The following is a 22,559-nucleotide window of genomic DNA, read 5'->3' as shown; positions in this document are numbered from 1 at the left end:
GGCCACGCGGGGGATCGACTGGCGGCGGTCGCCGGGCCGAGCCGGCGGGCGCGGGGCCGCCGCCGGGGCCGCCACCGGAGCGGGGATGCGCTCGGTCGCTTCCGGAGCACTGGGGTCCAGCAGCGGTTCGAACGGCTCGTCCCCGGCAGACCTGACGATCTCGTGCAGCCTGCGGCGCACCTCGACCAGCGGCATACGCCGAGTCGGCTCCTTGACCATCAGTCCGCCGAGGACCTCACCGATCGGGCCGGTCTGGTGGTGGCGGGGGAGTGGCCCGTGCACGATCGCGCTGATGATGACCAGCGGATCGCTGGTCTTGTCGTACGGCGGGCGGCCCTCAGCGGCCGAGTAGAGCGTGGCGCCGAGGCTCCACAGATCGGCCTGGGAGTCGAGGGCGCCCCGGCGCGCGATCTCCGGAGGCAGGTACGCGGGCGTGCCCAGCAGCATCTCGGACCGGGTCATGGTGGTCTCGGCGATGTTGCGGGAGAGCCCGAAGTCTGCGAGCTTGACCTGCCCGCGCGGGCCGAGCAGCACGTTGCCGGGTTTGACGTCGCGGTGCACGATGCCGACCCGGTGAGCGGCGTCCAGCGCCGCGGCCACACCGTCGATCATGACGGCCAGCTGGTAGTGGTTGAGCGCGCGGTGCTTCTTCAGGATCGCCGACAGGCTCCGCCCCGGCACCAGCTCCATGACCACGTACGGACCGGCGGCGTCCTCGCGGACCACGTCGTAGAGCATCACGGTGTTGGGGTGGCTGAGGGTCGCCATCGCCCGCGCTTCGCGCAGGACCCGTTCGCGCAGTTCAGCGGCCCCTTCTTCGGGCAGGTTGGCGGGCAGGTGGAGTTCCTTGACCGCCACCGGCCGCTCCAGGACCTCGTCCGTCCCCGACCAGACGTAGCCCATCCCGCCCTTGCCGATGGTGCGGTCCAGCCGGTACCTGCCGCCGATCACGCGGCCCGAAGAAGATGTGTCCGCGCGGGACGGCGAGAGCTGATCATCTCGCACGCATGGACACTACCGAGCGGAGTTCCCGGTTCGCGCCGGGGGCATCCCCGGCGCGAACTGGGAAAACGGGATTCTGCGGCCGTTCGGGCAATCCCCGGCGCCCGTGGTTTCCCGTGAAGTTGCGCCATCTGGAGGAGGCGCGTCCGCCGCGCCTCGCCCGGTCAGTGGACGTGGGTCCCGTCGCGGACGGTTCCCACGTACTCCTCGACGAGGTCCTCCAGCGCCACCACGCCGACCGCCGCACCACCGGCGTCCACCGCCGCGGCCAGGTGGCTTCCCGCCCGGCGCAGCGACGTCATGGCCTCGTCCAGGCGTGCGGTCACCGGCACCGTCGGCAGGTCGCGCCGGCGTGCGTCGGAGATCGGCGTCTGCGGATCGTCGCCGGATTGGTCGAGCACGTCCTTGATGTGCAGGTAGCCCAGCAGCCTGCCGTCCCCGCCGCGCACCGGGAACCGGGAGAAGCCGGTGTCGGCCACCAGCCGCTCCACGTCGCCCAGCGTCGGACGACCCGGCAGCGTCGTGACCTCCGGGAGCGGGACCAGGACGTCGGCGACGGTGTGCTCCACCGACGACAGCGTCTGGGCGAGCCTGCGGTGCTCGGAGTGCTCCAACAGGCCCTCGCGCCGCGACTCCACCAGCAGCTCGGCCAGCTCGGCGGAGGTGTAGGCGGTCTCCAGCTCGTCCTTCGGTTCGATCCGCAGCAGCTTGAGCACCGCGTTGGCCATCATGTTGAACAGCGCGATGAACGGGCGCGCCAGCTGCACGAACCCGACGAGCGCGGGCACCAGCCACAGCGCCATGCGCTCGGGCTCGGCCAGCGCCAAGTTCTTCGGCACCATCTCGCCGACCAGCACGTGCAGGATGACCACGATCGTCAGGGCGATCGTGAACGCGACCGCGTGCGTCACCGGCTCCGGGATGCCCAGAGCGCTGAACGGCGCTTCCAGGGTGTGCGCGACGGCAGGCTCGCCCAACCGGCCCAGACCCAGCGAGCACAGCGTGATGCCCAGCTGCGCGCTGGTGAGCATCAGCGAACCCTCCTGGCTCGCCTTGATGACCGTGCGCGCCCCGCCGACGCCTTGGGCCAGCAGCGCTTCGAGCCGGTCGCGGCGGGAGGACAGCAGGGAGAACTCCGCGCCCACGAAAAGCGCGTTGAGCAGCAGCAGGAGCACGCCGAGCAGCAGTGCGAAGGAGTCGCTCATCGGGTCGCCTCCATCGCCTCGGCCTGTGCCGGCTGCTGGGTGAGGCGGAGCTCGGCGATGCGGTGCTTGTCCATGCGCATGACGGTCAGCCGCCAGTCCTCCAGGTCGAGCTGGTCACCGACCGACGGAATCCGGCCCAGGCGCCACAGCAGCAGGCCGGCCACGGTCTCGTAGTCGCCCTCGGGCATCTCGAAACCGGTGGCCTCGGCGAGCTCGTCAGGGCGCAGCAGGCCGGAAATCAGCCACGAGTCGTCGCCGAGCCGGCGCACGGCGGAGATCTCCAGTCGGTCGTGCTCGTCGCGAACGTCGCCGATGATCTCCTCGACCACGTCCTCCAGGCTCACGATGCCCGCGGTCCCGCCGTACTCGTCGACGACGACCGCCAGCTGGAGGCCCGATCCGCGCAGCCGGTTGAGCAGCGCGTCTCCGTCCAGCGTCGCCGGCACCGTCGGCACCGGCCGGGTCAGCGTCTCCACGCGGGTGGACTCCCGACGCGAGGCCGGAACACCGAACGCCTGCTTGACGTGCACGACGCCCTGGATCTCGTCGAGGTCGCCGCCGTGCACCGGGAACCGGGAGAACCCGGTCCGGCGGGCGAGGTCGAGCAGGTCGACGAGGGTCTCGCCGACCTGCAGCGAAGCGACCCGCACGCGCGGGGTCATCAGTTCCTCCGCGCTGCGGTCGCCGAAGCGCAACGAGCGGTCCATCAACCGGGCCGTGGACTCGTCGAGCGTGCCGTGGGCGGCGCTGGAACGCACGATCGAGCCGAGCTCGTCGGGGGAGCGCGCCGAGCGCAGCTCTTCCTGGGGCTCGATGCCGAGCCTGCGCACCATCCAGTTCGCGCTGTTGTTCATGGCGTCGATGAGCCACTTGAACACCTGCGAGAACCGCGCGTGGTACCCGGAGACGGCGCGCGCGGTCGGCAGCGGGCGCGCGATGGCGAGGTTCTTCGGCACCATCTCGCCGAACACCATCGACAGCGCAGTCGCCAGCAGGATCGCCAGCGCCAGCGAGACGCCTCCGGCCACGCCCAGCGGCATGCCCAGGGCCGTCAACACCGGCTGGATGAGGTCACCGATGAGCGGCTCGGCCACGTAACCGGTGATCAGCGTGGTCAGGGTGATCGCGACCTGCGCGCCCGAGAGCTGGAACGACAGCGTGCGGTGCGCGCGCTGGACGGCGCGGGCGCGCTTGTCGTCCACGGAGTGCACGTGAGCGTCCACCGTGGAGCGTTCCAGCGAGGTCAAGGAGAACTCCGCTGCCACCGCGAGACCGGTGCCCAGCGTGAGCACTGCGATGAACAGAAGGCCGGCAACGGCCAGCAGGATTTCGATCAACCTTCGGCCCGCCTCGTGCGAGGAGCCGACGATCGGAGGTAGCCGGGTCTACTGCCCGGCTCGGTACTGCTTCCCTCTGGGGATTGTGCCGCTGGCACTGAAGTGCTCACTCCCGTGAATTGATTGGACCAGTTGGAAAGGTCGTACCGAGTATACCGGCGCTGATGGGATTCGATCGGTAGCGGCGCCATCACGATTCCCGGGTTTCCCGGAGTTCGGCAACGGCCAGTGTGCACCAGGGCACGCCTCGCTGCACGCTCCACCAGGTGCGTTGGGGCGGAGGCGAGTCCGTTGTGGCCTGTCGTTGGCTGCTTCTCGCCCCGATGGTCTGGTCCAGTCTACCTAGAAGTAACCTGCGACGGAGTTGTCGCGGTCACCGCCGCGCTGAACAATCACGAGAGGACGTGATCGTGAGCACACCCACGGTTGCGGACGCACCGCAGAAGGGTTTCTTCGGGCACCCGCGCGGTTTGTTGACGCTGTTCTTCACCGAGATGTGGGAGCGGTTCTCCTACTACGGTATGCGCGCCATTCTGGCGTACTACCTCTACTACGCCGTATCCGAAGGCGGCTTGGGAATTCCCGAATCGACCGCGCTGTCGGTGGTCGGCGTCTACGGCGCCTCGGTCTACATGACCGGCGTCCTCGGCGGCTGGCTGGCCGACAGGGTCGTCGGAGCCCAGCGGGCGGTCCTCTACGGCGGCGTGATCATCATGCTCGGCCACATCGGACTGGCCCTGCCCGGGGGCATGACCACCGTGCTGATCGGCCTGGTGCTGCTGGTCATCGGCACCGGCCTGCTCAAGCCGAACGTCTCCGGGCTGGTCGGCGGCCTCTACAGCGAGCAGGACGACCGCCGCGACGCCGGTTTCTCGATCTACTACATGGGCATCAACCTGGGTGCCTTCATCGCGCCGTTCGTCGTGGGCACCCTCGGCGAGAAGGTCAACTGGCACCTGGGCTTCGGCGCCGCCGCGGTCGGCATGGCGCTGGGTCTGATCCAGTACACGCTGGGGCGCAAGAACCTCGGCAGCGCTGGTCTGGTCCCGGTCAACCCGCTGCCCGCCGAGCACAAGGGCCGCGTCCTGGGTCGCGCGGGCGGCATCGCACTGGGCGTCGTCGTGGTGCTGGTCGCGCTCTCGGCGACCGGCATGATGGGGCTCGACGGCCTGGTCAACCTGATCAGCATCATCTCCGCGGTGCTGCCGATCATCTACTTCGTGGTGATGCTCTCCAGCAAGGAGATCACCAAGGTGGAGCGCGACCGGCTGATCGCCTACATCCCGCTGTTCCTGGCCACCGCGCTGTTCTTCCTGCTGTTCGAGCAGCAGCCGAACACGCTGGCGAACCTGGCCGAGGCCGACACCGACCTCAACGTCCTCGGGTTCGCCGTCCCGGCCTCGTGGTTCCAGTCGGTCAACCCGCTGGCGATCATCCTCCTGGCGCCGGTGATGGCCGGGTTGTGGATGAAGCTGGGCGCGCGGCAGCCCTCCACCCCGCAGAAGTTCGTCGGTGGTCTGCTCTTCGTCGGCGTGTCGTTCCTGTGGGTCGTGCTGTCGAAGTTCGCCGCCGGTGACGACGGCAAGCACCTGCCGATCATGCTCGCGCTGGTGTTCGTGATCATGACCGTGGGTGAGCTGATGCTCTCGCCGGTCGGCCTGTCGGCGACCACGAAGCTGGCGCCGAAGGTGTTCACCTCGCAGATGATGGGCCTGTACTTCCTGGCTCCGGCGATGGGCCAGGGCCTGGGCGCCCAGGCGGTGAAGCTGTACTCGGTGGAGAACCAGCAGCTGTACTTCTCGATCGTCGGCATCGCCACGATCGGTTGCGCAGTGCTGCTGCTGGTCTCGGCGCGCGTCATCAAGCGCTACATGCACGGCGTGAACTGACGGTTCAGCGCACGACGAAGGCCGGTCCCGCTCCCGGGGCCGGCCTTCTCGTCGTCGCGGCGAAGATCAGCGCAGTTCGACGGTGCGGGAGTCGCGCGTGGCCGGTGCCGATGGGTCCGGCTCGGGGTGGCCCGGGATGGCGACGTCCTCGGTCGGCAGGGCGCCGTGCACCAGGTAGTCCGCGCCGATCCGGTCCGCCTCGGCGTTGCCGGACAGCGCCCAGACCCCGTGCTTGCCCGCGTCGCGTTCGGTGACCAGCACCGATGACGGCAGCGCGTGGTGCATCTCGACGGCACCGGCGTGCGGGGTCGCGACGTCGTGCTCGGAGTTGAACATCAGCACCGGTGGCAGCTCCTCGCCGGTGATCTTCGTGGGTTGCTGCCGGGGCGCGTGCCAGGTGCGGCACGGTGCGACGGTCCAGCTGTTGAACCACGCGGCGAACGGGTGCCGGCTCGCCATCCGGCGGGAGTCGCGCTCCCACTCCGCGCGGCGGGTCGGCCAGGGAGCGTCGGCGCACTCCACGGCGTTGTAGATCGCGTTGCCGTTCTCGGCCAGCGCGTCCTTCGGGGTGACCATCGCGGCCAGGGCGTGGTCGTCGCCTCGCAGCTGGAAGTCGGCGAGTCCCTGCGCGAGCGGCTGCCAGTCGGATTCGCCGTAGAGGGCGTTGAAGCTGATCTCGATCAGCTCCGAGGGCCCCAGCGGTCCGCGCGGTGCTCGCCGCAGCTCCTCCTGCGTGCGCTGCCACGCGGCCTTCACCGCCAGCCCTCCGGTGCCGAGGTGGAAGACCTGATCGTGCCGTGCGACCCAGTCGAAGAAGTGGTCGAGCCTCTGCTGCGCGGCCACGTCCTGGGCGAGGTTGTTGCCGTACCAGACCTCCGAGACGTCGGGGTTGACCGAGCTGTCCAGGACCATCCGGTCCACCCGCTCGGGGAACAGCTGGCCGTAGACCGCGCCGAGGTAGGTGCCGTAGGAGTAGCCGAGGAAGCTGATCTTCTGCTCGCCCAGCGCGGCCCGGATGAGGTCCACGTCCCGGGCGTTGGTGGGCGTGTTCAAGTGCGACAGGTACTTCCCGGCGCGCTGCGCGCAGCCGTCGGCGTAGGTCTGCGCGCGCTGCCAGTTGGTCACGCGGGTGGCGGGGGAGTCCGGGTCGGGCAGCGGGTGGGCCCAGTAGGTCGCCGGGTCCACGCAGCTGATCGGGGTGCTGTGCGCGGTGTTGCGGGTGTCGAAACCGATCAGGTCGTAGGAGTCGCGCACCTGCGGCGGCACCAGATCGCCCAGCGTGCCGCCGAAGTCGGCACCGGGGCCTCCGGGCCCGCCGGGGTTGACCAGCAGTGAGCCGCGCCGCGCCTGCGGATCGCGGGCGGGCAGCTCGGAGACCAGGATCTGCACCCGCTCACCGCCGGGGTTGGCGTGGTCGAGCGGGACCTCGACGGTCGCGCACCTCAGCTGCGGGTGTGGCGTGGCTATGTCCTTCGGGCACTGCCCGAACTGCAGGGCAGGCCGGGTCGCCGCGACGCTCGCGGCGGGTGGCGCGATGGCCAGTGCCGCGACCGCAGCCAGGCCGAGCGCGATCGAACGCTTCACGTGGGTGTTCCTCAGACGCGTGGGGGCAGTTGATCTCGCAGCGTAGGAGCGGTGGTGGCGGCGGCCTGCGGACTCGGTGCCGTGTCGCCGAATGGGTATCAGCTTCGCCCGGCCAGGTGAGCGTCGGTGCCGAGTTCGCGCGGCAGCTCGTCGAGGACCTGCGTCGCGCGGTCCAGCCACCGGATGCTGCGGTGCAACGACGTCGGTCCGTCGGTGAGCGATTCGGCCAGGTCGTGCAGCTCGTCGGAGCGGCGGTGCGCCGCCGCGATCGCTTCCTCGAACGGGACCTGACCTTCATCGGTGAGGGACTCGGCGGCGTCGGCCAGCGCCCACAGCTGCTCGGCCAGCCGCTCCCGGGTGTCGGCGTCGACCATCTCGGCCGCGTCGCCCAGCGCCACCGAGAGGTTGCGGACGTAGTAGGCGCAGCCGCTGAGCTTGGTCGCCGTCCGCTGCACCTGGCTGCGCCGGGACCGGAACCGGTAAACCGTGAGCGGGTTTGCGCTGGTGAGCACCTGCTGCAGCGCGTCGTCGAGCGCGCGCGTCGGCTCCTGCAAGCCCGAGGCAGTGCCCTGCTCGCTGAGCTCGGTACCGGTGCTGCGCAGGAAGTTTCGGAGCGCCCCGAGGAACTCGCCGATGTTGGTGCGGACCAGCTCGCGGGTGCGGGTGGGCAGCACGAACACCGCCGCCAGCACCCCGGCGAGCGCCCCGACGGCGGTCTCGGCCAGCCGCGCCTCCAGCACCGAGGCGTCGAAGGTGCCGAGCATCCCGTACAGCGCGCCGAGCAGCGTGGTGATGAAGAAGGTCATCGCGGCGTAGGAGTAGCCGACGAAGTAGAACGCCAGGAACACGCACAGCAGGATCACCGACAGCTCGGCGGTGAGGTTCCCGCCCACCTGCGCTGCGACCACGATGCCGGCCAGCACGCCGAGGATGGTGCCCGCCGTGCGCTGCCAGGCGCGCACCAGGAGCTCGCCGCGGCTGTTGGCGCTGATGAACACAACGAACGCGGTGATCACCGCCCAGTACCAGCGGTCCGGCGAGACCAGCTGGCCGAGCACGATCGCCAGGCCTGCGGCGACGGTCACCTGGATGGCGGTGCGCAGCTCCGGTCGTGCCAGCCCGGTCTGCTCCTCTTCGGACTCCTCGCTGTCCTCCTCGGCCGCGCTGTCCGGTTCGTCGCGCTGCTCGCCCAGCTCACCGGCCGCTTCGGCGAGTTCGGCCAGTTCGGTGCCGAGCCTGCGAACCGCCATCGCCAGGTCGACCGACCCGCGGTCTTCGATCTGCTCGGACACCCGCCGGGTGGCCTCCCGCACCTCGTGCGGATGGCTCTCCAGCACCAACAGCAGCGCGCCGACCGCGTGCGGCACGGCACCACCACTGGGGTGGTCGACCAGCCGCAGCAGCCGGGTCACCAGGTTCTCCGCGGCCAGTTCCACGTCCAGGATCCGCTGCCGGAGGACGTCGCGGCCGGACTCGGAGAGCTCGTCCATCCGGCCGACGGTGGTTTCCAGCATCAGCGACGTCTCGTTCAGCCGCGCCGAGCGGTTGTGCAGCTTGCGCCGCAGGGCCGTCGACGTCGGCTGGTCGGCGACGTCGCGCACCGCGTGCAGCAGGCCGTGCACCTGGGCGCGAAGCGTGCGGCGACCGCGCGCCAGCACCCCTTCGGGATCGTCGCGCAGCACCAGGAACCGCAGGGCGGCCGCCATGATCGTGCCGATGAGCACCGCCGCGACCAGCGCCGGGAACTGCGCGAGCTGCGGGCGCAGGAACATCGCGAAGAAGTAGCCCATGAACGCGACCATGCCCAGCGGGAAGTACCGCGGGCCGAACCTGCGCACGTACACGGCCACGAAGATGACCAGCAGGAAGACCCCGCTGTGCAGCGGCGGCGAGAACTGGGTGGCGATCGCCAGCCCGAGGGCCGCCACCACCGGCAGCGGCAGCAGCGCGTAGGTGATGGCCTGGCCGCGCCGGTCCGGGTCGTTGACGCCGAGGGAACCGTTGATGGCCACGACCGCGCCGATCATGGCGCTCGGCAGCGGCTGCCCCCACCAGGCCAGCAGCGGCACCGTGACGGCCAGCGCCAGCGCTACCGCGAGGGTCACGCGCACGGCGGTGCGCAGTCTCCGCAACGACGGGTCGGAAGCGAGGAAGCGGTTCCACCACTCGCTGCCCATGCCCCGCGTTCTCCTTCGCCTCAGCTGCCGTTGGCGCGACATTACGCCGAGCGGTGCCCGTGCGGGTGGATCACCGGCCGCGGTGCCGTCGCACGCTCTCCTCGACGACGTCGAGCACCGAGACCAGGTGCTTGGCCGGGAGACCCATCGCCAGGTGCGAGACCAGTCCTTCCAGGACCAGTTCCAGGTAAGCGGTCAGCACGTCGACGTCGACGTCGTCGCGCAGGTTCCCGGACCGGCGCTGCCACTGCAGGCGCGCCCGGGTGGCGGCGGTGAGCAGCTCGGAGCGCTGCGCCCAGCGGTCCCGGAACTCGTTGTCGGTGCGCAGCCTGCGGGAGACCTCCAGCCGGGTGCCCAGCCAGTCGGCGCCGAGCGCCCTCGCCTCGACCCCGGAGGGGGCGTCGAGCAGGTTGCGCATCACCTGCACCAGGCCCTGTTCGGCGACCACGTCGGCCATCCGCGCGGCGTCGTCCTCGGCCAAGGCGAGGAACAGCGATTCCTTGTCCTTGAAGTGGTGGAAGATCGCTCCGCGGGACAGGCCGGTGGCTTCTTCAAGACGTCGCACGGTGGCACCCTCGTACCCGAAGCGCGCGAAGCAGGACCGCGAACCGTCGAGGATCTGACGGCGTCGCGCGTCCAAGTGGTCCTGGCTGACCCGGGGCATGGCGTGAATCCTGGCAGGACGGTCCTAGCAATCGCAATCCGTACGTACGTTTTGTTGGCTTTTCCGGGCCGATTCCCGGCGCAACACACCGGATCGGGCGGAGTTTCGCACCGCGTCTAACAGGTGCCCGAGCCCAGAACAAGGCTCGCGGCTGTCGGGGGCTGCCGGTAGCGTCGGTAAGCGGCCAATCACGGGCGGTGATCACCTTGGCGATGTCGACCGATCCTGCAACAGGCGAGTTCCCGACCTCACGAGTGCGCACCAGGGCGGAGGCGGAAGCCTACGTCGCGTCGGTGTGCTTCAAGCACGGACCTCCCCGGCTGCTGGGTGTCGAACTCGAATGGACCGTGCACCACCGATCTGATCCGGGACGTGCCCTCGACGTCGCGACTCTCATCGCCGCGCTCGGCTCGCACGCACCCCGCTCCCTGGTTCCCGACAGCCCGCAACAACCGCTGCCGAACGGCTCCGTGCTCACCGTTGAGCCTGGTGGCCAGGTCGAGATCTCCAGCCTTCCCACCACATCGCTGCGCTCCCTGCTGAGCGTCGTCGCCGCGGACGCCGACTACCTGCACCGCCTGTTGGACAAGGCGGGACTGGCGCTGGGCGACAGCGGAACCGACCCCTACCGGTATCCGAACCGGATCCTGCGCGTGCCGCGCTACCAAGCCATGGAAACCGCCTTCGACCGCATCGGCCTGGACGGCAGGCTGATGATGTGCAGCACTGCCGGCGTGCAGGTGTGCCTGGACGCCGGCGAACCGGACCGGATCGCCGCGCGCTGGAACGCGCTGCACGCCCTCGGACCGGTCATGATCGCCGCCTTCGCCAACTCGCCCCGGTTGTTCGGCGAGCCGACCGGCTGGGCCTCCACCCGCACGCGCGTGCTGCTCGACACCGACCCGCCGCGCACCAGACCCGGCCCGACCAAGGGCGACCCGGTCAGCGGCTGGGCGCGCCGGATGCTGGACATGGCGGTCGTCTGCCGACGCCGCGAGGGCGAGGACTGGTCGACGCCCAGCGGACTGAGCTTCGCCGAATGGATCCACGGCGGGCTGCCGGAACCACCCACCCGCGAAGACCTGGACTACCACCTGACCACGGTGTTCCCGCCGGTCCGCGCCCACGGCTACCTGGAGGTGCGCTACCTCGACGCGCAATCCGGATCCGACTGGATGCTGCCCACCGCCGCGCTCGCCGCGCTGTTCGGCGACGAGTCCGCCGTGGACAAGGTCGCCGTGATGGCCGCGCCCGCCGCCAGGCGCTGGGTGCACGCCGCCCGCTTCGGCCTCGCCGACCCCGTTCTGGCCCGCTGCGCCCGGGAGATCTTCGACCTGGCCTGCCGGCTGCTGGGCGGCACGGGCGACGGGCTTTCCGACCGACTCGCCGAGCACGTCGCCCGGCGCCTGAGCTGAACCCGTCACGACCGGAGGTGTGCACGGTGGAAGACCTTCAAGAACTGGGAACCGAAGATCTGCGCGAGCACGTCGCCGCCGAACTGGCCCGCACCCGCCAGCGCAGCGCGCAGCTCACCGACGCCGTCGACGACGAGGACCTCGTCAAGCAGCACTCGCCGCTGATGTCGCCGCTGGTGTGGGACCTCGCGCACGTCGGCAGCCAGGAAGAGCTGTGGCTGGTGCGCGACGTCGGCGGGCGCGAGGCCGTCCGGCCCGACATCGACGACCTCTACGACGCCTTCCAGCACCGCCGCGCGGACCGGCCCGAGCTGCCGCTGCTCGGGCCGCGCGAGGCCCGCCACTACATCGCCACCGTGCGCGACAAGGTCTTCGACCTGCTCGACGAGACACCGCTGGAGGGCCGCAGGCTCGTCGATCGTGCCTTCGCCTTCGGCATGATCGTGCAGCACGAGCAGCAGCACGACGAAACGATGCTGGCCACCCACCAGCTCCGCGACGGCCCACCCGCGCTCACCGCCGAACCACCGCCGCGCTCCTCCGATGCGCTGCCCGCCGAGGTGTTCGTGCCGGGCGGACCGTTCACCATGGGCACCTCCACCGAGGCGTGGGCGCTGGACAACGAACGTCCCGCCCACGAAGTGCACGTGGACGCCTTCCACCTCGACACCACACCGGTCACCAACGCCGAGTTCGCCCGGTTCATCGACGCCGGCGGCTACCGGGATCCGCAGTGGTGGAGCGAAGCCGGACAGCGCTACCGGCAGAAGGCTTCCCTGGAAGCGCCTCGGTTCTGGTTCCGCGACGGCGAGCGGTGGATGCGCCGGCGCTTCGGACACGTCGAAGAGGTGCCCGGCGAGGAACCCGTGGTGCACGTCAGCTCCTACGAGGCCGAGGCCTACGCCGCATGGGCGGGGAAGCGGCTGCCCACCGAGTCCGAGTGGGAGAAGGCGGCCCGATTCGACCCCGCCACCGGGCGCTCCCGCCGATACCCGTGGGGCGACGAGGATCCGAGACCCGAGCACGCCAACCTCGGGCAGCAGCACCTGCAACCCGCACCCGCCGGGGCCTACCCGCTGGGCGAGGCGCCGTGCGGTGCTCGACAGCTCATCGGCGACGTGTGGGAGTGGACCTCCAGCGATTTCCGGCCGTACCCGGGGTTCGCGGCGTTCCCGTACCGCGAGTACTCCGAGGTGTTCTTCGGAACCGACCACAAGGTGCTGCGCGGCGGCTCGTTCGGCACCGACCGGTCGGCCTGCCGGGGCACCTTCCGCAACTGGGACTACCCGATCCGGCGGCAGATCTTCGCGGGCTTCCGCTGCGCCCGCACCCCGAGCCGGGATGAGCGCTGACCATGTGCAGGCATCTGGCTTACCTCGGGACACCCGTGCCGCTGGCCGAGCTGCTGCTCGACCCGGCTCACTCGCTGCTGGAGCAGTCCTGGGCGCCGAACGACATGCGCGGCGGCGGGACCGTCAACGCGGACGGCTTCGGCGCAGGCTGGTTCCGCGACGACGGCACCACCGGCGTCTACCGCAACGGCGCCGCGATGTGGACCGACACGTCGTTCCCCCGGCTGGCCCGGGACCTGCGGGCCTCGGCGGTGGTGGCGGCCGTGCGGTCGGCGACCGTCGGCATGCCGGTGGGCCCGGAGCTGTGCGCGCCGCTGACCGACGGCCGGTGGCTGTTCAGCCACAACGGCAAGGTCGGTGGCTGGCCCGACTCGCTGGCCAAGCTCGCCGCGCGACTGGACCCGTCGGAGCTGCTCACCGCCCAGCCCACCGATTCCGCCGTGCTGTGGGCGCTGCTGCGCCGGAGCCTCACCGACGGCGCCGAGCCCGAGACCGCGATGGCGGAGCTGGTGCGCGACGTGCACGCCGCGGCGCCCGGCTCGCGGCTGAACCTGCTGCTCGGCGACGGCACCCGGATCGTGGCCACCACCTGGACGCACTCGCTGTGGGTGCGCCGGGATCCCGATGCGGTGACCGTCGCATCGGAACCCTTCGGTCAGACCGCTGATTCCGGCGGAACCCGATGGGTGGAAGTTCCCGACCGCTGCCTGGTGGTCGCCGACACCGAACACACCGAGGTCGTTCCCCTGGGGGAGGATTCGTGCGAATTCCCGAGCTGACCGTGCGCTTCACCGAAGCCGATGCCGATCGCGAACTGCGCGCCGAGGTCCGAGAAGGACTCACCGACCACCCGAAGTGGCTGTCGCCCAAGTGGTTCTACGACGCGGTGGGCAGCGAGCTCTTCGAGCGCATCACCGAGCTCGACGAGTACTACCAGACCCGCGCCGAGCACCAGGTCCTGCGGCGGACGGCGCTGACCATCGCCGAGCTCACCAACGCCGCCACGCTGGTCGAGCTCGGCTCGGGCTCCTCGGAGAAGACCCGGCTGCTGCTGGACGCGCTGAGCAAGCACGGCACGCTGCGCCGGTTCGTGCCGCTGGACGTCTCCGAATCGGCTCTGCGGTCAGCGGTCGCCGCCATCGAGGTCGACTACCCGGAGCTGGAGGTCTCCGGAATCGTCGACGACTTCACCACAGGCCGCCTCGACCACGGCGAGAACCGGCTGGTGGCGTTCCTGGGCGGCACGATCGGCAACCTCCTGCCGGAGGAGCGCGCCGGGTTCTTCGCCTCGTTGCACGCCGCGATGCGACCGGGGGAGTGGTTGCTGCTGGGAACCGATCTGGTCAAGGAGCCGTCGCGGGTGATCCGCGCCTACGACGACGCCCAGGGCGTGACCGCCGAGTTCAACCGCAACGTGCTCGAGGTGCTCAACAAGCGGCTCGGCGCGGACTTCGACGCGGACGACTTCGAGCACGTGGCGCGCTGGAACACCGATCAGGAGTGGATCGAGATGCGGCTGCGCGCCCGGCGGCCGATGCACGTGCGGGTGCGCGAGCTCGCGCTGGACGTCGACTTCGCCGAGGGCGAGGAGATCCGCACCGAGATCTCGGCGAAGTTCCGGCGCAGTCGCATCGCCGACGAGCTGGCGGTGGCCGGTTTCGACCTGGGGAGCTGGTGGCTGGACGACGCGTCTGAGTTCGCGCTGTCGCTGTCGATCGCGCGCTGAGTCATCGCTCGAGCTCCGGATCGGGAGGACCGGGCAGCCGCGACATGCACCGCACGCAGGGCATCCCGGCCGGGTGGTCGGACACCTCGGCGACGTACGAGGGGATCTGGATGCCGCACAACGTGCGCCAAGCCGCTGGGAACGGTCCTTCTGGCTGGGCCGCGAGGTGCGTTTGGCGACGCGACTCGGCAACCACACCCGCGGCGTACCTCACCGCGACCACTGCGCTCATAGTGCCGCCCCCGGTGGTTGTGCACGGCCCGGCCGCAGGCTGGTGTCCACCGGGTCCCCCGGCAGACCGCGAGCGGTCAGGGCGATGTGGAATCGGTTGAGCATCTGCCACCTCCTGCGGACGGGACTCGTCCACCGGAAGCGCGTGACGCGAGGCTAGGCGTGCCGACTCGTTCGGCCTAGTGACGTTGCGCGAGAACGACCAACTGATCACCCGAAGGGATTGCCAGGGTGCCCCCGAGCGCGGGCAGTGGGCTGATCAGGGCCGGCCAGCGGCGCCAGCTACCGGGGGGAGTGCTGGTGCGGCGTGACCGGGGAGCGCAGGCCACACCCGGTGCGCGCGGTCCCGGGTAGCCGCGACCAGTCCGGTCCATGGCCCGGAGGCCTTCGGCGCGCGACACTGGCCTGACCGCACGTGGTCGCAAGAGCAGGAGGAAGCATGTCGGATTCGCTGCTGGCTCGGCACAAAGCCGTGCTGCCGGACTGGCTGTCGCTGTACTACCAGGAGCCGATCGAGATCGTCAGCGGCTCGGGAAGGCACGTCACCGACGCCGACGGCAACACCTACCTGGACTTCTTCGCCGGCATCCTCACCAACGCCATCGGCTACGACGTCGACGAGATCAGCGACGCGATCCGCCGCCAGGTCGACACCGGAGTTCTGCACACCTCGACGCTGTACCTGATCCGGCAGCAGGTGGAGCTGGCCGAGCGCATCGCCGAGCTGTCGGGGCTGCGCGAGCCGAAGGTGTTCTTCACCAACTCCGGCACCGAGGCCAACGAGACCGCGTTGATGCTCGCGACGCAGAAGCGCCGCAGCAACCAGGTGCTGGCGCTGCGCAACTCCTACCACGGTCGGGCTTTCGCGACGCTGGCCGTGACCGGCAACCGGGGCTGGTCGGCGACGTCGCTGTCGCCGGTGAAGGTCAGCTACGTGCACGGCGGTTACCGCTACCGCAGCCCGTTCTCGGAGTTCTCCGACGCCGACTACATCGCCGCCTGCGTCGACGACCTGCGCGAGGTCATCGAGACCACGACCGCCGGTGACGTGGCCTGCATGATCGCCGAACCGATCCAGGGCGTCGGCGGCTTCGCCACCCCGCCGGACGGGTTGTTGGGAGCGTTCGCCGAGGTGCTCGACGAGTACGGCATCCTGCTGATCTCCGACGAGGTGCAGACCGGCTGGGGGCGCACCGGCGAGCACTTCTGGGGCATCCAGGCGCACGGCGTCACACCGGACGCGATGACCTTCGCCAAGGGGCTCGGCAACGGGCTCGCGATCGGCGGTGTGGTCGCCGAGGCCTCGCTGATGGACGACATCGGTGCGAACTCGATCTCCACCTTCGGCGGCAACCCGATCTCCACCGGTGGTGCGCACGCCGCGCTGGAGTACCTGCTCGCGCACGACCTGCAGGGCAACGCCGCGAAGCTCGGTTCCCAGCTGCTGCAAGGACTTCGTGCGCACGACAGCGCGCTCATCGGCGACGTGCGCGGCAAGGGCCTGATGATCGGTGTCGAGCTGGTGGCGCCGGGCGGGAAGGAGCCGGTGCCGGAGGCCGCCGGACGGGTGATGGAGCTGGCCAAGCAGCGCGGCCTGCTGATCGGCAAGGGCGGTCTGCACGGCAACGTGCTGCGCCTGGCGCCGCCGATGACGCTCACCGAGTCCGAAGCGGCCGAGGCGCTGCGGGTCCTGACCGACGCGATCTCGCAAGCCGAACGTGAGCTGTGACGTCCTCTGTGGAGTCATCGTCGAGGCGGTGAGCACGTCCGGTCGGCGCGGTGAACATCGGGGCTGACCGGACTTGATCGCGGTTCATCTCCTACGCTGCCGGGCATGTCCGCTCTGAGCCCGCAGTCGGTCCTGGAAGGCCGCAACTCGAACCGCGCGCCGGTGTCGCTGATCATCGGCCTGGTGGTCTCCGGCGCATGCATGCTGCTGGCCCTGGTGTCCTACTTCCTGCTGGTCCCCGGCGCACCGGGCAACGTCGTGATCGGCATGCTGCTGGCGCTGCCGACCGCGATCGTGCTGGTGGCGCTGTTCTTGCTGGTGGACCGCTTGGAGCCGGAGCCGCGGCTGAACCTGCTCGTCGCCTTCGGCTGGGGCGCGGGGGTCGCGCTGTTGGGTGCCTTGATCGTCAACACCGTCAGCGAGTCGGTGCTGGCGGTGGTCTTCGGTCCGGAAACGGCCACGGTGCTGACCGTATCGGTGATCGCACCGGTGGTGGAGGAGAGCTTCAAGGGCGCCCTGCTGCTGTTCCTGCTGGTGGTCCGCCGAAACGAGATCGACGGCCCGACCGACGGGATCGTCTACGCGGGCCTGTGCGGGCTGGGCTTCGCGCTGGTCGAGAACGTCCTCTACTACATGCAGGGTCTGGCCTCGGTCCCGGGCGAGATCTGGGGGACGGTCCTGATCCGGGGCGTGGTGGCCCCGCTGGGACACCCGATGTACACGGCGATGACCGGACTCGGCATCGCCTACGCGGCCACGCACCGGGGTTTCGGCCGGTTCTTCGCCATCTTCTTCGGTTGGTGCGCGGCGGTGTTCCTGCACGCGCTGTGGAACGGCGGGTCGGTGCTGTTCGGGCTCGGCGGTCTGATCCTGGCCTACATCGTCGAAGCCGTCGTGCTGCTGGTCCTGGTGATCATCCTGATCCGCGACCGCAGGCGTCTGGTGCACCTCATCGGCCGGTACCTGCCCGCCTACATCCCCAGCGGTCTGGTGGCGCCGAACGACCTGAACATGCTCGGCACCATGATTGGTCGCAGGCAGGCCCGGCACTGGGCGCGTTCCCAGGCGGGCAACGTCGGTGCGCAGGCCATGGGCGACTACCAGCTCGCCGCGACGGAGCTCGCGCTGCTGCACTCCCAGGCCGAGCGCCGCACGATCGAGCCGCAGGCGTTCTTCACCCGCCGGGACCAGATCGTCGGTCTGATGCGCGTGGCCCGGGAGGCCTTCTTCCTCCGCAGGCCCCAGCCAGCGCCGGCTCCCTGGGCCCGCAACGAGCAGTCGGGCTTCTTCACGCTCCCCAAGCAGCTCAACGAGATGCCGACCCACAAGCTGCGCGTCCAGCCGCCGCAGCATCCTGGTCAGGCACCGGGCAACCCGCCCCGACCGGGACCGCAGCAGCAGATGCCGCCTGGTCAGCAGTGGCCGGGCCAGCCGGGGCCTCCGCAGGGGCCGGGGCAGCAGGGGCCGTGGCCGCCGCGGTAGTGGCGGTCTGGCATAGCTCGGCAGGGTGCTGCGACCGCTCGCGAACACCTGCCGCACGTGGAGGTCGTGTCGCACGAACTCGTCACCCGTAGGTCGAAAGCCTCTCCGGTGGTTCCCTCGAACCCGGCCTGGCCAGGCAGCCTGCCGCGCGGCCGGAGCTGGCGGCGCGCCGGTTGCGCGCGGAACGCTGCTGGTCACGATCCTCGGCAACGCCGACGTCCAACCGACCTACGTCCCGACCTGCTGTGAGAGCGGGTCTTCCACGCGAGGTCAGCTCGGGACGTGCTCCCGCAGCTGCGTGGCCAGGTCGACGATGTCCTGGGCGATGACGTCCCACGGTCCCGTGGCCTGGAGGTCCAGGCGCTGGCTCGGGCCGTACTCGGCGGGCCGGGGGATGAACGCCGTGCGCAGGCCGGCTTCCTGCGCGGCGGCGAGGTCGGTGTTGTGGGCCGCGCACAGCATGACGCGTTCTGGCGGCAGCCGGAGGAGTTCGGCGGTGCGGAGGTAGGCGTTGGGGTCGGGCTTGTAGGCGCGGGTGATGTCCGAACCGATGATCACGTCCCACGGCAGGCTCGCGTGCTTGGCCATGTTGGTCAGCAGGGCGGTGTGGCCGTTGGACAGCGGGCCGATGATGAAGTGCCGCTTGAGCTCGGTCAGCCCGGGAACGCTGTCGGGCCAGGCGGGCAGCCGGTGCCACGCGCGGTTGAGCCAGTCCACATCGGACGGATCGGCGGTGTCGAGGGGGAGCCCGGTCGCAGCCGCAGTGGCTTCGAGGTTCTCGCGGTGCAGGACGTCGAGGTCGACGAACTCCCGCTCGCCGCTGCGAACCGGAGCCATCGACGGCTGGTAGCGGCCGCGCCACGCCAGCGCGAACTCGTTCGGGTCGACGGCGCTGGAGAACTCCGCCACCGCCTGCGAGATGCCGGCCCTCCAGTCGACGACGGTGCCGAAGGTGTCGAACAGCACCGCGTCCACCAGGCGTTCCGGTCGCATCGTCGCCCTCCCGGTCGTGTCCAACGCTCGCAGGTTACGGGCTCGTCGGCACGCCCGGAAGGGCGACGTGGTGGTCAGCTGCGGGACTTCGGGGCGTTCTCGGCGGTCTTGCCCGGATCGGTGACCGCGACCGGGGCGAGGACCTCGTTCATCTTCGCCACCAGCTCCCCGTCGAGCTGCGCACCAGCGGCGACGGCGTTCTCCGACACCTGCTCGGGGCGGGAGGCACCGATGATGGCGGCCGAAACGTTGTCGTTCTGCAACACCCACGCCACCGCCAGCTGGGCCAGCGACAAGCCCGCGTTCTCGGCAAGCGGCTTGAGCTGCTGGACGCGCTCCAGGACCTCCTCGCGCAGGTAGCGGGCCACGAACGTCGACCCGCGCTCGTCGGTGGCGCGCGAGCCTTCCGGCGGCGCGGCACCCGGCTTGTACTTGCCGGTCAGCACGCCCTGGGCGATGGGGGAGAACACGATCTGCCCGATTCCCAGCTCGCGGGACGCCGGGACGACCTCGCCCTCGATGACCCGCCACAGCGCCGAGTACTGCGGCTGGTTGGACACCAGCGGGATCCGCAGCTCGCGAGCCAGCTGGTGGCCCGCGCGGATCTGGTCAGCGGTCCACTCGGAAACCCCGATGTAGTGGGCTTTTCCGCTGCGGACGACGTCGGCGAAGGCCTCCATCGTCTCCTCCAGCGGAGTCTCCGGGTCGTAGCGGTGCGCCTGGTACAGGTCGACGTAGTCGGTCTGCAGCCTGCGCAGCGAGTTGTCGATCGACTCCATGATGTGCTTGCGGGACAGCCCGCGGTCGTTCTTGCCCTCGCCCATCGGGTGGTAGACCTTGGTGAAGATCTCCAGCCCCTCGCGGCGCTCGGACTTCAACGCCCGCCCGAGGACTTCCTCGGCGCGTCCACCTGCGTAGACGTCGGCGGTGTCGAAGCTGGTGATGCCGTTGTTCAGCGCGGCACGCACGCAGGCCACGGCGGCGTTCTCCTCGACCTGGGAGCCGTGCGTGATCCAGTTGCCGTACACCAGCTCGCTGATGATCAAGCCGCTGCTGCCCAGATGCCGGTAGTGCATTCGCGTCCTCCTGGTCGCCTCGAAGCGCAAGCCGCCGTTCGCAGCATTGGCCGCTGCTCCACCCGATCGGCTCACTTTCGTTCGATCATCGCAGGTCAGACGCGCATTTTCGATCAACTCAGCGTGTTCGCCGGTGATGATCTCTTGCGTAAACGCGAGGTAACCGCCAAGGTATCCAGCGCACGCCGCGCTTCGGCCGGGCGTGTGGCCTGGCGAGACAACGGAGTCTTGCCAGGCGTCGAAAGTTCAGGGTCGATGTGCGACGACGCCCGGCCCGACGAAATCGAAGAGGACTTCCAGGTGCGCTACATCCGCCGGCAACCGACCGCCGACGACCGGGAAGGTACAACCCGCCTCTTGCTGCGGGCGGCCTGGCTCCAGCTCCTTACTGCCCTCGTACGTTGACCGTGGTCCCGTTCTGGCTTCCGGGGGATTGTCTCGTGAGGCCCATTCGCTCGGTGTCCAGCCGGTCGTGTCCTCGCTGCGCCCGGATGTGTTGTCCTCGTTCGGTGAAGTGCAGGGTGCGAAGACATGAGATCCCCCTGGCCACCTCATCAGTGACCAGGGGGATCTGGCGGTCGATCAGTACTGCAGGCCGAAGCCGTAGGGGAACAGGGGTTTCTGGCCGTCTCCGTCGTTGATGGGTTGTTGGTCGGCGGAGTTCATCCAGGTCATCGGCAGGGTGCCGGTGGGGTTGTGGTCGCCGAAGAGGACGTCGGCGACTCCGGCGCCTTCGGTTCCCGGCAGCCAGGAGGCGAGCAGGGCGTCCCAGTTCGGCAGGTCCTGGCTGATGTCCAGCGGACGTCCCGAGACCGTGACCGCGATGACCGGAACGCCGCTGTCCTCCAGCTTCTTCAGCGTCTCGTGGTCCTCCTGGTCCAATCCCATGCCGGACGGGCGGTCGCCCTTGCCCTCGGCGTAGGGGGTTTCGCCGACGACCGCGATGGCGGCGCTGTAGGTGTTGTCGATGCCCGTGCCGTAGCGGTCGTAGGTGACCTGCGAGCCCTTGGCCGCGTCCTTGATGCCCTGCAGGATCGTCGTGCCCGGGGTGATCGGGCCGCTCTCGCCCTGCCAGCTGATCGTCCAGCCGCCGGACTGGTTGCCGATGTCGTCGGCGTTCTTGCCCGCCACGAACAGCTTCCCGCCGTCCTTGGGCAACGGCAGCAGGCCACCGTCGTTCTTCAGCAGCACCTGCGACTTGCGGACCGCGTCGCGGGCGAGCGCGCGGTGCTCCGGGCTGCCGACCGTGCTCGTGAACTGCCTGTCGGTGTAGGGTTTCTCGAACAGGCCGAGCTCGAACTTCTTGGTGAGGATGCGCCGGTTGGCGTCGTCGATGCGCGACATCGGCACGTGCCCGTTGTCCACTTCGCCGCGCAGCAGCTCGGTGAACTTCTCCCAGTCGTTGGGCACCATGATCATGTCCAGGCCCGAGTTGATCGCGGTGGCGACCTCCTCGGCGGTGAAGCCCAGCTGGCCGTCGATCTGATCGATCGCGTCGTAGTCGGAGATCACGAAGCCCTTGAAGCCCAGCTCTCCCTTGAGCACGTCGTTGACCAGGTAGGAGTGGGCGTGCAGCTTCAGGCCGTTCCAGCTGCTGTAGGAGATCATCACCGAACCCACGTCGCGGTTGACGGCCTCCTGGAACGGGGGCAGGTGCACGCGGCGCAGCTCCTGCTCGTCGATCTCGGTGTTGCCCTGGTCGTCACCGCCGGTCGTGCCGCCGTCGCCGATGTAGTGCTTGGCGGTGGCCAGCACCGATCCGGGGGCGTTGAGCGCTTCGCCCTGCAGGCCGTTGATGGCCGTGGCGTGGGCGGTGGGCCGCTGCGGGGTCTCGCCGAAGGACTCGTAGGTGCGTCCCCAGCGGTCGTTGCGGGCCACGCACAGGCACGGGGCGAAGTCCCAGTCGATGCCGGTTCCGGAGATCTCCTCGGCGGTGGCGCGCCCGATGTCCTCGGTCAACTTCGGGTCGTTGGCCGCGCCCAGGCCGATGTTGTGCGGGAAGATCGTCGCGCCGTGCACGTTGTTGTGCCCGTGCACCGCGTCCACGCCGTAGATCAGGGGGATGCCCAGCGGAGTGGCGGTCGCCGCGCGCTGGTAGTCGTCGTACATGTTCGCCCAGGACTCGGCGGTGTTGGGGTCGGGGGCCGATCCGCCGCCGCTGAGCACCGAGCCGAGCGCCGCCGAGGCCGCGGTCTGCGGGTCCGCCGCGACGCGCTCGGCCTGCGTCATCTGACCGATCTTGTCCTGCAACGACATCCGCGACAGCAGGTCCTCGACGCGGTCGGGAACCGGCGCGGATGCGTCGCGGTAGGTCGGGCCGGCAGCGGCCACCGTCGGGCTGATCACCGCCGTGCACGCGAGGGCGGCAGTGATCGCCGCCACGCGCATCCGTCTGCTGAAGGCCATGAGAACGCATCTCCTCCGCGTTGAGAGCACACAGTGCTGGAGGGCATTCGTGCTATTGCGTGTTGAATTCCTAGAGTTTCGGATTCCCGCGCGGATCGAATGCCTCCGAACCGATGCAGTCCTGGGACGTCGCGGTTCGGTCGGGTTTGTCGTGATTGCCGAACATAGCACCGGGAACGGGATCTCGGGAAGTGTGGCGAGAGTTCGACACGGAGCCCCGGAAAACCGCGCGATGTTCGCCGGAATGCAGTATGAAATGGGAATTCCCATGTGCGTTCGTGGCGGATTTGG

Annotated in this window: 17 protein-coding genes; 8 read left to right on the top strand and 9 right to left on the bottom strand. The window is 69.8% G+C overall.

The window, feature by feature from the left end:
- The 3 genes from E1161_RS19525 to E1161_RS19515 all read right to left on the bottom strand — a co-directional run.
- On the bottom strand, nucleotides 1-1,005 hold a 1,005-nt coding region (locus E1161_RS19525), incomplete at its 3' end, for a serine/threonine-protein kinase (protein WP_235875156.1).
- A gap of 161 nt (nucleotides 1,006-1,166) precedes the next feature.
- On the bottom strand, nucleotides 1,167-2,207 hold the full coding sequence (locus E1161_RS19520) for a hemolysin family protein (RefSeq protein WP_132625341.1): 1,041 nt from the start codon (nucleotides 2,205-2,207) through the stop codon (nucleotides 1,167-1,169).
- Nucleotides 2,204-3,541: a hemolysin family protein gene (locus E1161_RS19515; protein ID WP_132625351.1), complete on the bottom strand. Its 1,338-nt coding sequence runs from the start codon at nucleotides 3,539-3,541 to the stop codon at nucleotides 2,204-2,206. Before E1161_RS19515 ends, E1161_RS19520 begins: the two co-directional genes overlap by 4 nt.
- Nucleotides 3,542-3,954: 413 nt before the next feature.
- Here E1161_RS19515 and E1161_RS19510 point away from each other — a divergent pair, with 413 nt between their 5' ends.
- Nucleotides 3,955-5,433 carry a peptide MFS transporter gene (locus E1161_RS19510; RefSeq protein WP_328591287.1) on the top strand — a complete coding sequence of 493 codons (1,479 nt, stop codon included), beginning with the start codon at nucleotides 3,955-3,957 and terminating at the stop codon, nucleotides 5,431-5,433.
- Between the two features lie 66 nt (nucleotides 5,434-5,499).
- On the opposite strand, the gene E1161_RS19505 is transcribed toward E1161_RS19510, so the two are convergent.
- From E1161_RS19505 to E1161_RS19495, 3 genes are all read right to left on the bottom strand, one after another.
- Entirely contained in the window at nucleotides 5,500-7,017 is a 1,518-nt protein-coding gene (locus E1161_RS19505; RefSeq protein ID WP_132625337.1) for an alpha/beta hydrolase, read from the bottom strand.
- Nucleotides 7,018-7,115: 98 nt separating this feature from the next.
- Nucleotides 7,116-9,194, bottom strand: a complete 2,079-nt coding sequence (locus E1161_RS19500; RefSeq protein WP_132625335.1) for an FUSC family protein — start codon at nucleotides 9,192-9,194, stop codon at nucleotides 7,116-7,118.
- A gap of 70 nt (nucleotides 9,195-9,264) precedes the next feature.
- Nucleotides 9,265-9,858 carry a TetR/AcrR family transcriptional regulator gene (locus tag E1161_RS19495; RefSeq protein WP_132625333.1) on the bottom strand — a complete coding sequence of 198 codons (594 nt, stop codon included), beginning with the start codon at nucleotides 9,856-9,858 and terminating at the stop codon, nucleotides 9,265-9,267.
- Between the two features lie 212 nt (nucleotides 9,859-10,070).
- Here E1161_RS19495 and egtA point away from each other — a divergent pair, with 212 nt between their 5' ends.
- The 6 genes from egtA to E1161_RS19460 all read left to right on the top strand — a co-directional run bounded on the left by egtA (nucleotide 10,071) and on the right by E1161_RS19460 (nucleotide 17,793).
- On the top strand, nucleotides 10,071-11,273 hold the full coding sequence (gene egtA, locus E1161_RS19490; protein ID WP_132625331.1) for an ergothioneine biosynthesis glutamate--cysteine ligase EgtA: 1,203 nt from the start codon (nucleotides 10,071-10,073) through the stop codon (nucleotides 11,271-11,273).
- 26 nt (nucleotides 11,274-11,299) lie between these two features.
- Nucleotides 11,300-12,625 carry an ergothioneine biosynthesis protein EgtB gene (gene egtB / locus E1161_RS19485; protein ID WP_408012000.1) on the top strand — a complete coding sequence of 442 codons (1,326 nt, stop codon included), beginning with the start codon at nucleotides 11,300-11,302 and terminating at the stop codon, nucleotides 12,623-12,625.
- Between the two features lie 2 nt (nucleotides 12,626-12,627).
- On the top strand, nucleotides 12,628-13,404 hold the full coding sequence (gene egtC / locus E1161_RS19480; RefSeq protein WP_132625327.1) for an ergothioneine biosynthesis protein EgtC: 777 nt from the start codon (nucleotides 12,628-12,630) through the stop codon (nucleotides 13,402-13,404).
- Nucleotides 13,386-14,351, top strand: coding sequence for an L-histidine N(alpha)-methyltransferase (egtD, locus tag E1161_RS19475; RefSeq protein ID WP_132625325.1), 966 nt, complete (start codon nucleotides 13,386-13,388; stop codon nucleotides 14,349-14,351). Before egtC ends, egtD begins: the two co-directional genes overlap by 19 nt.
- Nucleotides 14,352-15,021: 670 nt before the next feature.
- The gene (locus E1161_RS19465) at nucleotides 15,022-16,311 is read left to right on the top strand and encodes an aspartate aminotransferase family protein (protein ID WP_132625321.1); all 1,290 of its coding nucleotides are present in this window, start codon (nucleotides 15,022-15,024) and stop codon (nucleotides 16,309-16,311) included.
- A gap of 105 nt (nucleotides 16,312-16,416) precedes the next feature.
- Nucleotides 16,417-17,793 carry a PrsW family intramembrane metalloprotease gene (locus tag E1161_RS19460; RefSeq protein ID WP_132625319.1) on the top strand — a complete coding sequence of 459 codons (1,377 nt, stop codon included), beginning with the start codon at nucleotides 16,417-16,419 and terminating at the stop codon, nucleotides 17,791-17,793.
- A gap of 270 nt (nucleotides 17,794-18,063) precedes the next feature.
- Here E1161_RS19460 and E1161_RS19455 read toward each other — a convergent pair whose 3' ends face one another.
- Nucleotides 18,064-18,786, bottom strand: coding sequence for a haloacid dehalogenase type II (locus E1161_RS19455; protein ID WP_132625317.1), 723 nt, complete (start codon nucleotides 18,784-18,786; stop codon nucleotides 18,064-18,066).
- A 74-nt stretch (nucleotides 18,787-18,860) separates the two neighbouring features.
- Nucleotides 18,861-19,862: an aldo/keto reductase family protein gene (locus E1161_RS19450; protein WP_132625315.1), complete on the bottom strand. Its 1,002-nt coding sequence runs from the start codon at nucleotides 19,860-19,862 to the stop codon at nucleotides 18,861-18,863.
- On the opposite strand from E1161_RS19450, the gene E1161_RS19445 reads away from it, so the two are divergent.
- A complete protein-coding gene (locus E1161_RS19445) occupies nucleotides 19,848-20,267 on the top strand; it encodes a hypothetical protein (RefSeq protein WP_132625313.1) in 420 nt (139 codons plus the stop codon). The genes E1161_RS19450 and E1161_RS19445 overlap by 15 nt on opposite strands.
- A gap of 177 nt (nucleotides 20,268-20,444) precedes the next feature.
- On the opposite strand, the gene E1161_RS19440 is transcribed toward E1161_RS19445, so the two are convergent.
- On the bottom strand, nucleotides 20,445-22,268 hold the full coding sequence (locus tag E1161_RS19440) for a glycoside hydrolase family 3 protein (protein ID WP_132625311.1): 1,824 nt from the start codon (nucleotides 22,266-22,268) through the stop codon (nucleotides 20,445-20,447).
- Nucleotides 22,269-22,559: the final 291 nt, after the last annotated feature.

This window comes from Saccharopolyspora aridisoli (genome assembly GCF_004348445.1).
In the GTDB taxonomy this organism is placed as follows: Bacteria; Actinomycetota; Actinomycetes; order Mycobacteriales; family Pseudonocardiaceae; genus Saccharopolyspora; species Saccharopolyspora aridisoli.
The sequence above is the reverse complement of the archived record's forward strand: the minus strand, read 5'-3'. Positions and strand labels throughout refer to the sequence as shown.

What these genes read in the sequence shown, in the direction of transcription:
- E1161_RS19520 (WP_132625341.1), bottom strand. Translation starts at nt 2,207, where the DNA reads ATGAGCGACTCCTTCGCACTGCTGCTCGGCGTGCTCCTGCTGCTGCTC.
- E1161_RS19500 (WP_132625335.1), bottom strand. Translation starts at nt 9,194, where the DNA reads ATGGGCAGCGAGTGGTGGAACCGCTTCCTCGCTTCCGACCCGTCGTTG.
- E1161_RS19460 (WP_132625319.1), top strand. Translation starts at nt 16,417, where the DNA reads ATGTCCGCTCTGAGCCCGCAGTCGGTCCTGGAAGGCCGCAACTCGAAC.
- E1161_RS19440 (WP_132625311.1), bottom strand. Translation starts at nt 22,268, where the DNA reads ATGGCCTTCAGCAGACGGATGCGCGTGGCGGCGATCACTGCCGCCCTC.
- egtA (WP_132625331.1), top strand. Translation starts at nt 10,071, where the DNA reads ATGTCGACCGATCCTGCAACAGGCGAGTTCCCGACCTCACGAGTGCGC.
- egtC (WP_132625327.1), top strand. Translation starts at nt 12,628, where the DNA reads ATGTGCAGGCATCTGGCTTACCTCGGGACACCCGTGCCGCTGGCCGAG.
- E1161_RS19445 (WP_132625313.1), top strand. Translation starts at nt 19,848, where the DNA reads ATGCCGGTAGTGCATTCGCGTCCTCCTGGTCGCCTCGAAGCGCAAGCC.
- E1161_RS19450 (WP_132625315.1), bottom strand. Translation starts at nt 19,862, where the DNA reads ATGCACTACCGGCATCTGGGCAGCAGCGGCTTGATCATCAGCGAGCTG.
- E1161_RS19495 (WP_132625333.1), bottom strand. Translation starts at nt 9,858, where the DNA reads ATGCCCCGGGTCAGCCAGGACCACTTGGACGCGCGACGCCGTCAGATC.
- E1161_RS19455 (WP_132625317.1), bottom strand. Translation starts at nt 18,786, where the DNA reads ATGCGACCGGAACGCCTGGTGGACGCGGTGCTGTTCGACACCTTCGGC.
- E1161_RS19465 (WP_132625321.1), top strand. Translation starts at nt 15,022, where the DNA reads ATGTCGGATTCGCTGCTGGCTCGGCACAAAGCCGTGCTGCCGGACTGG.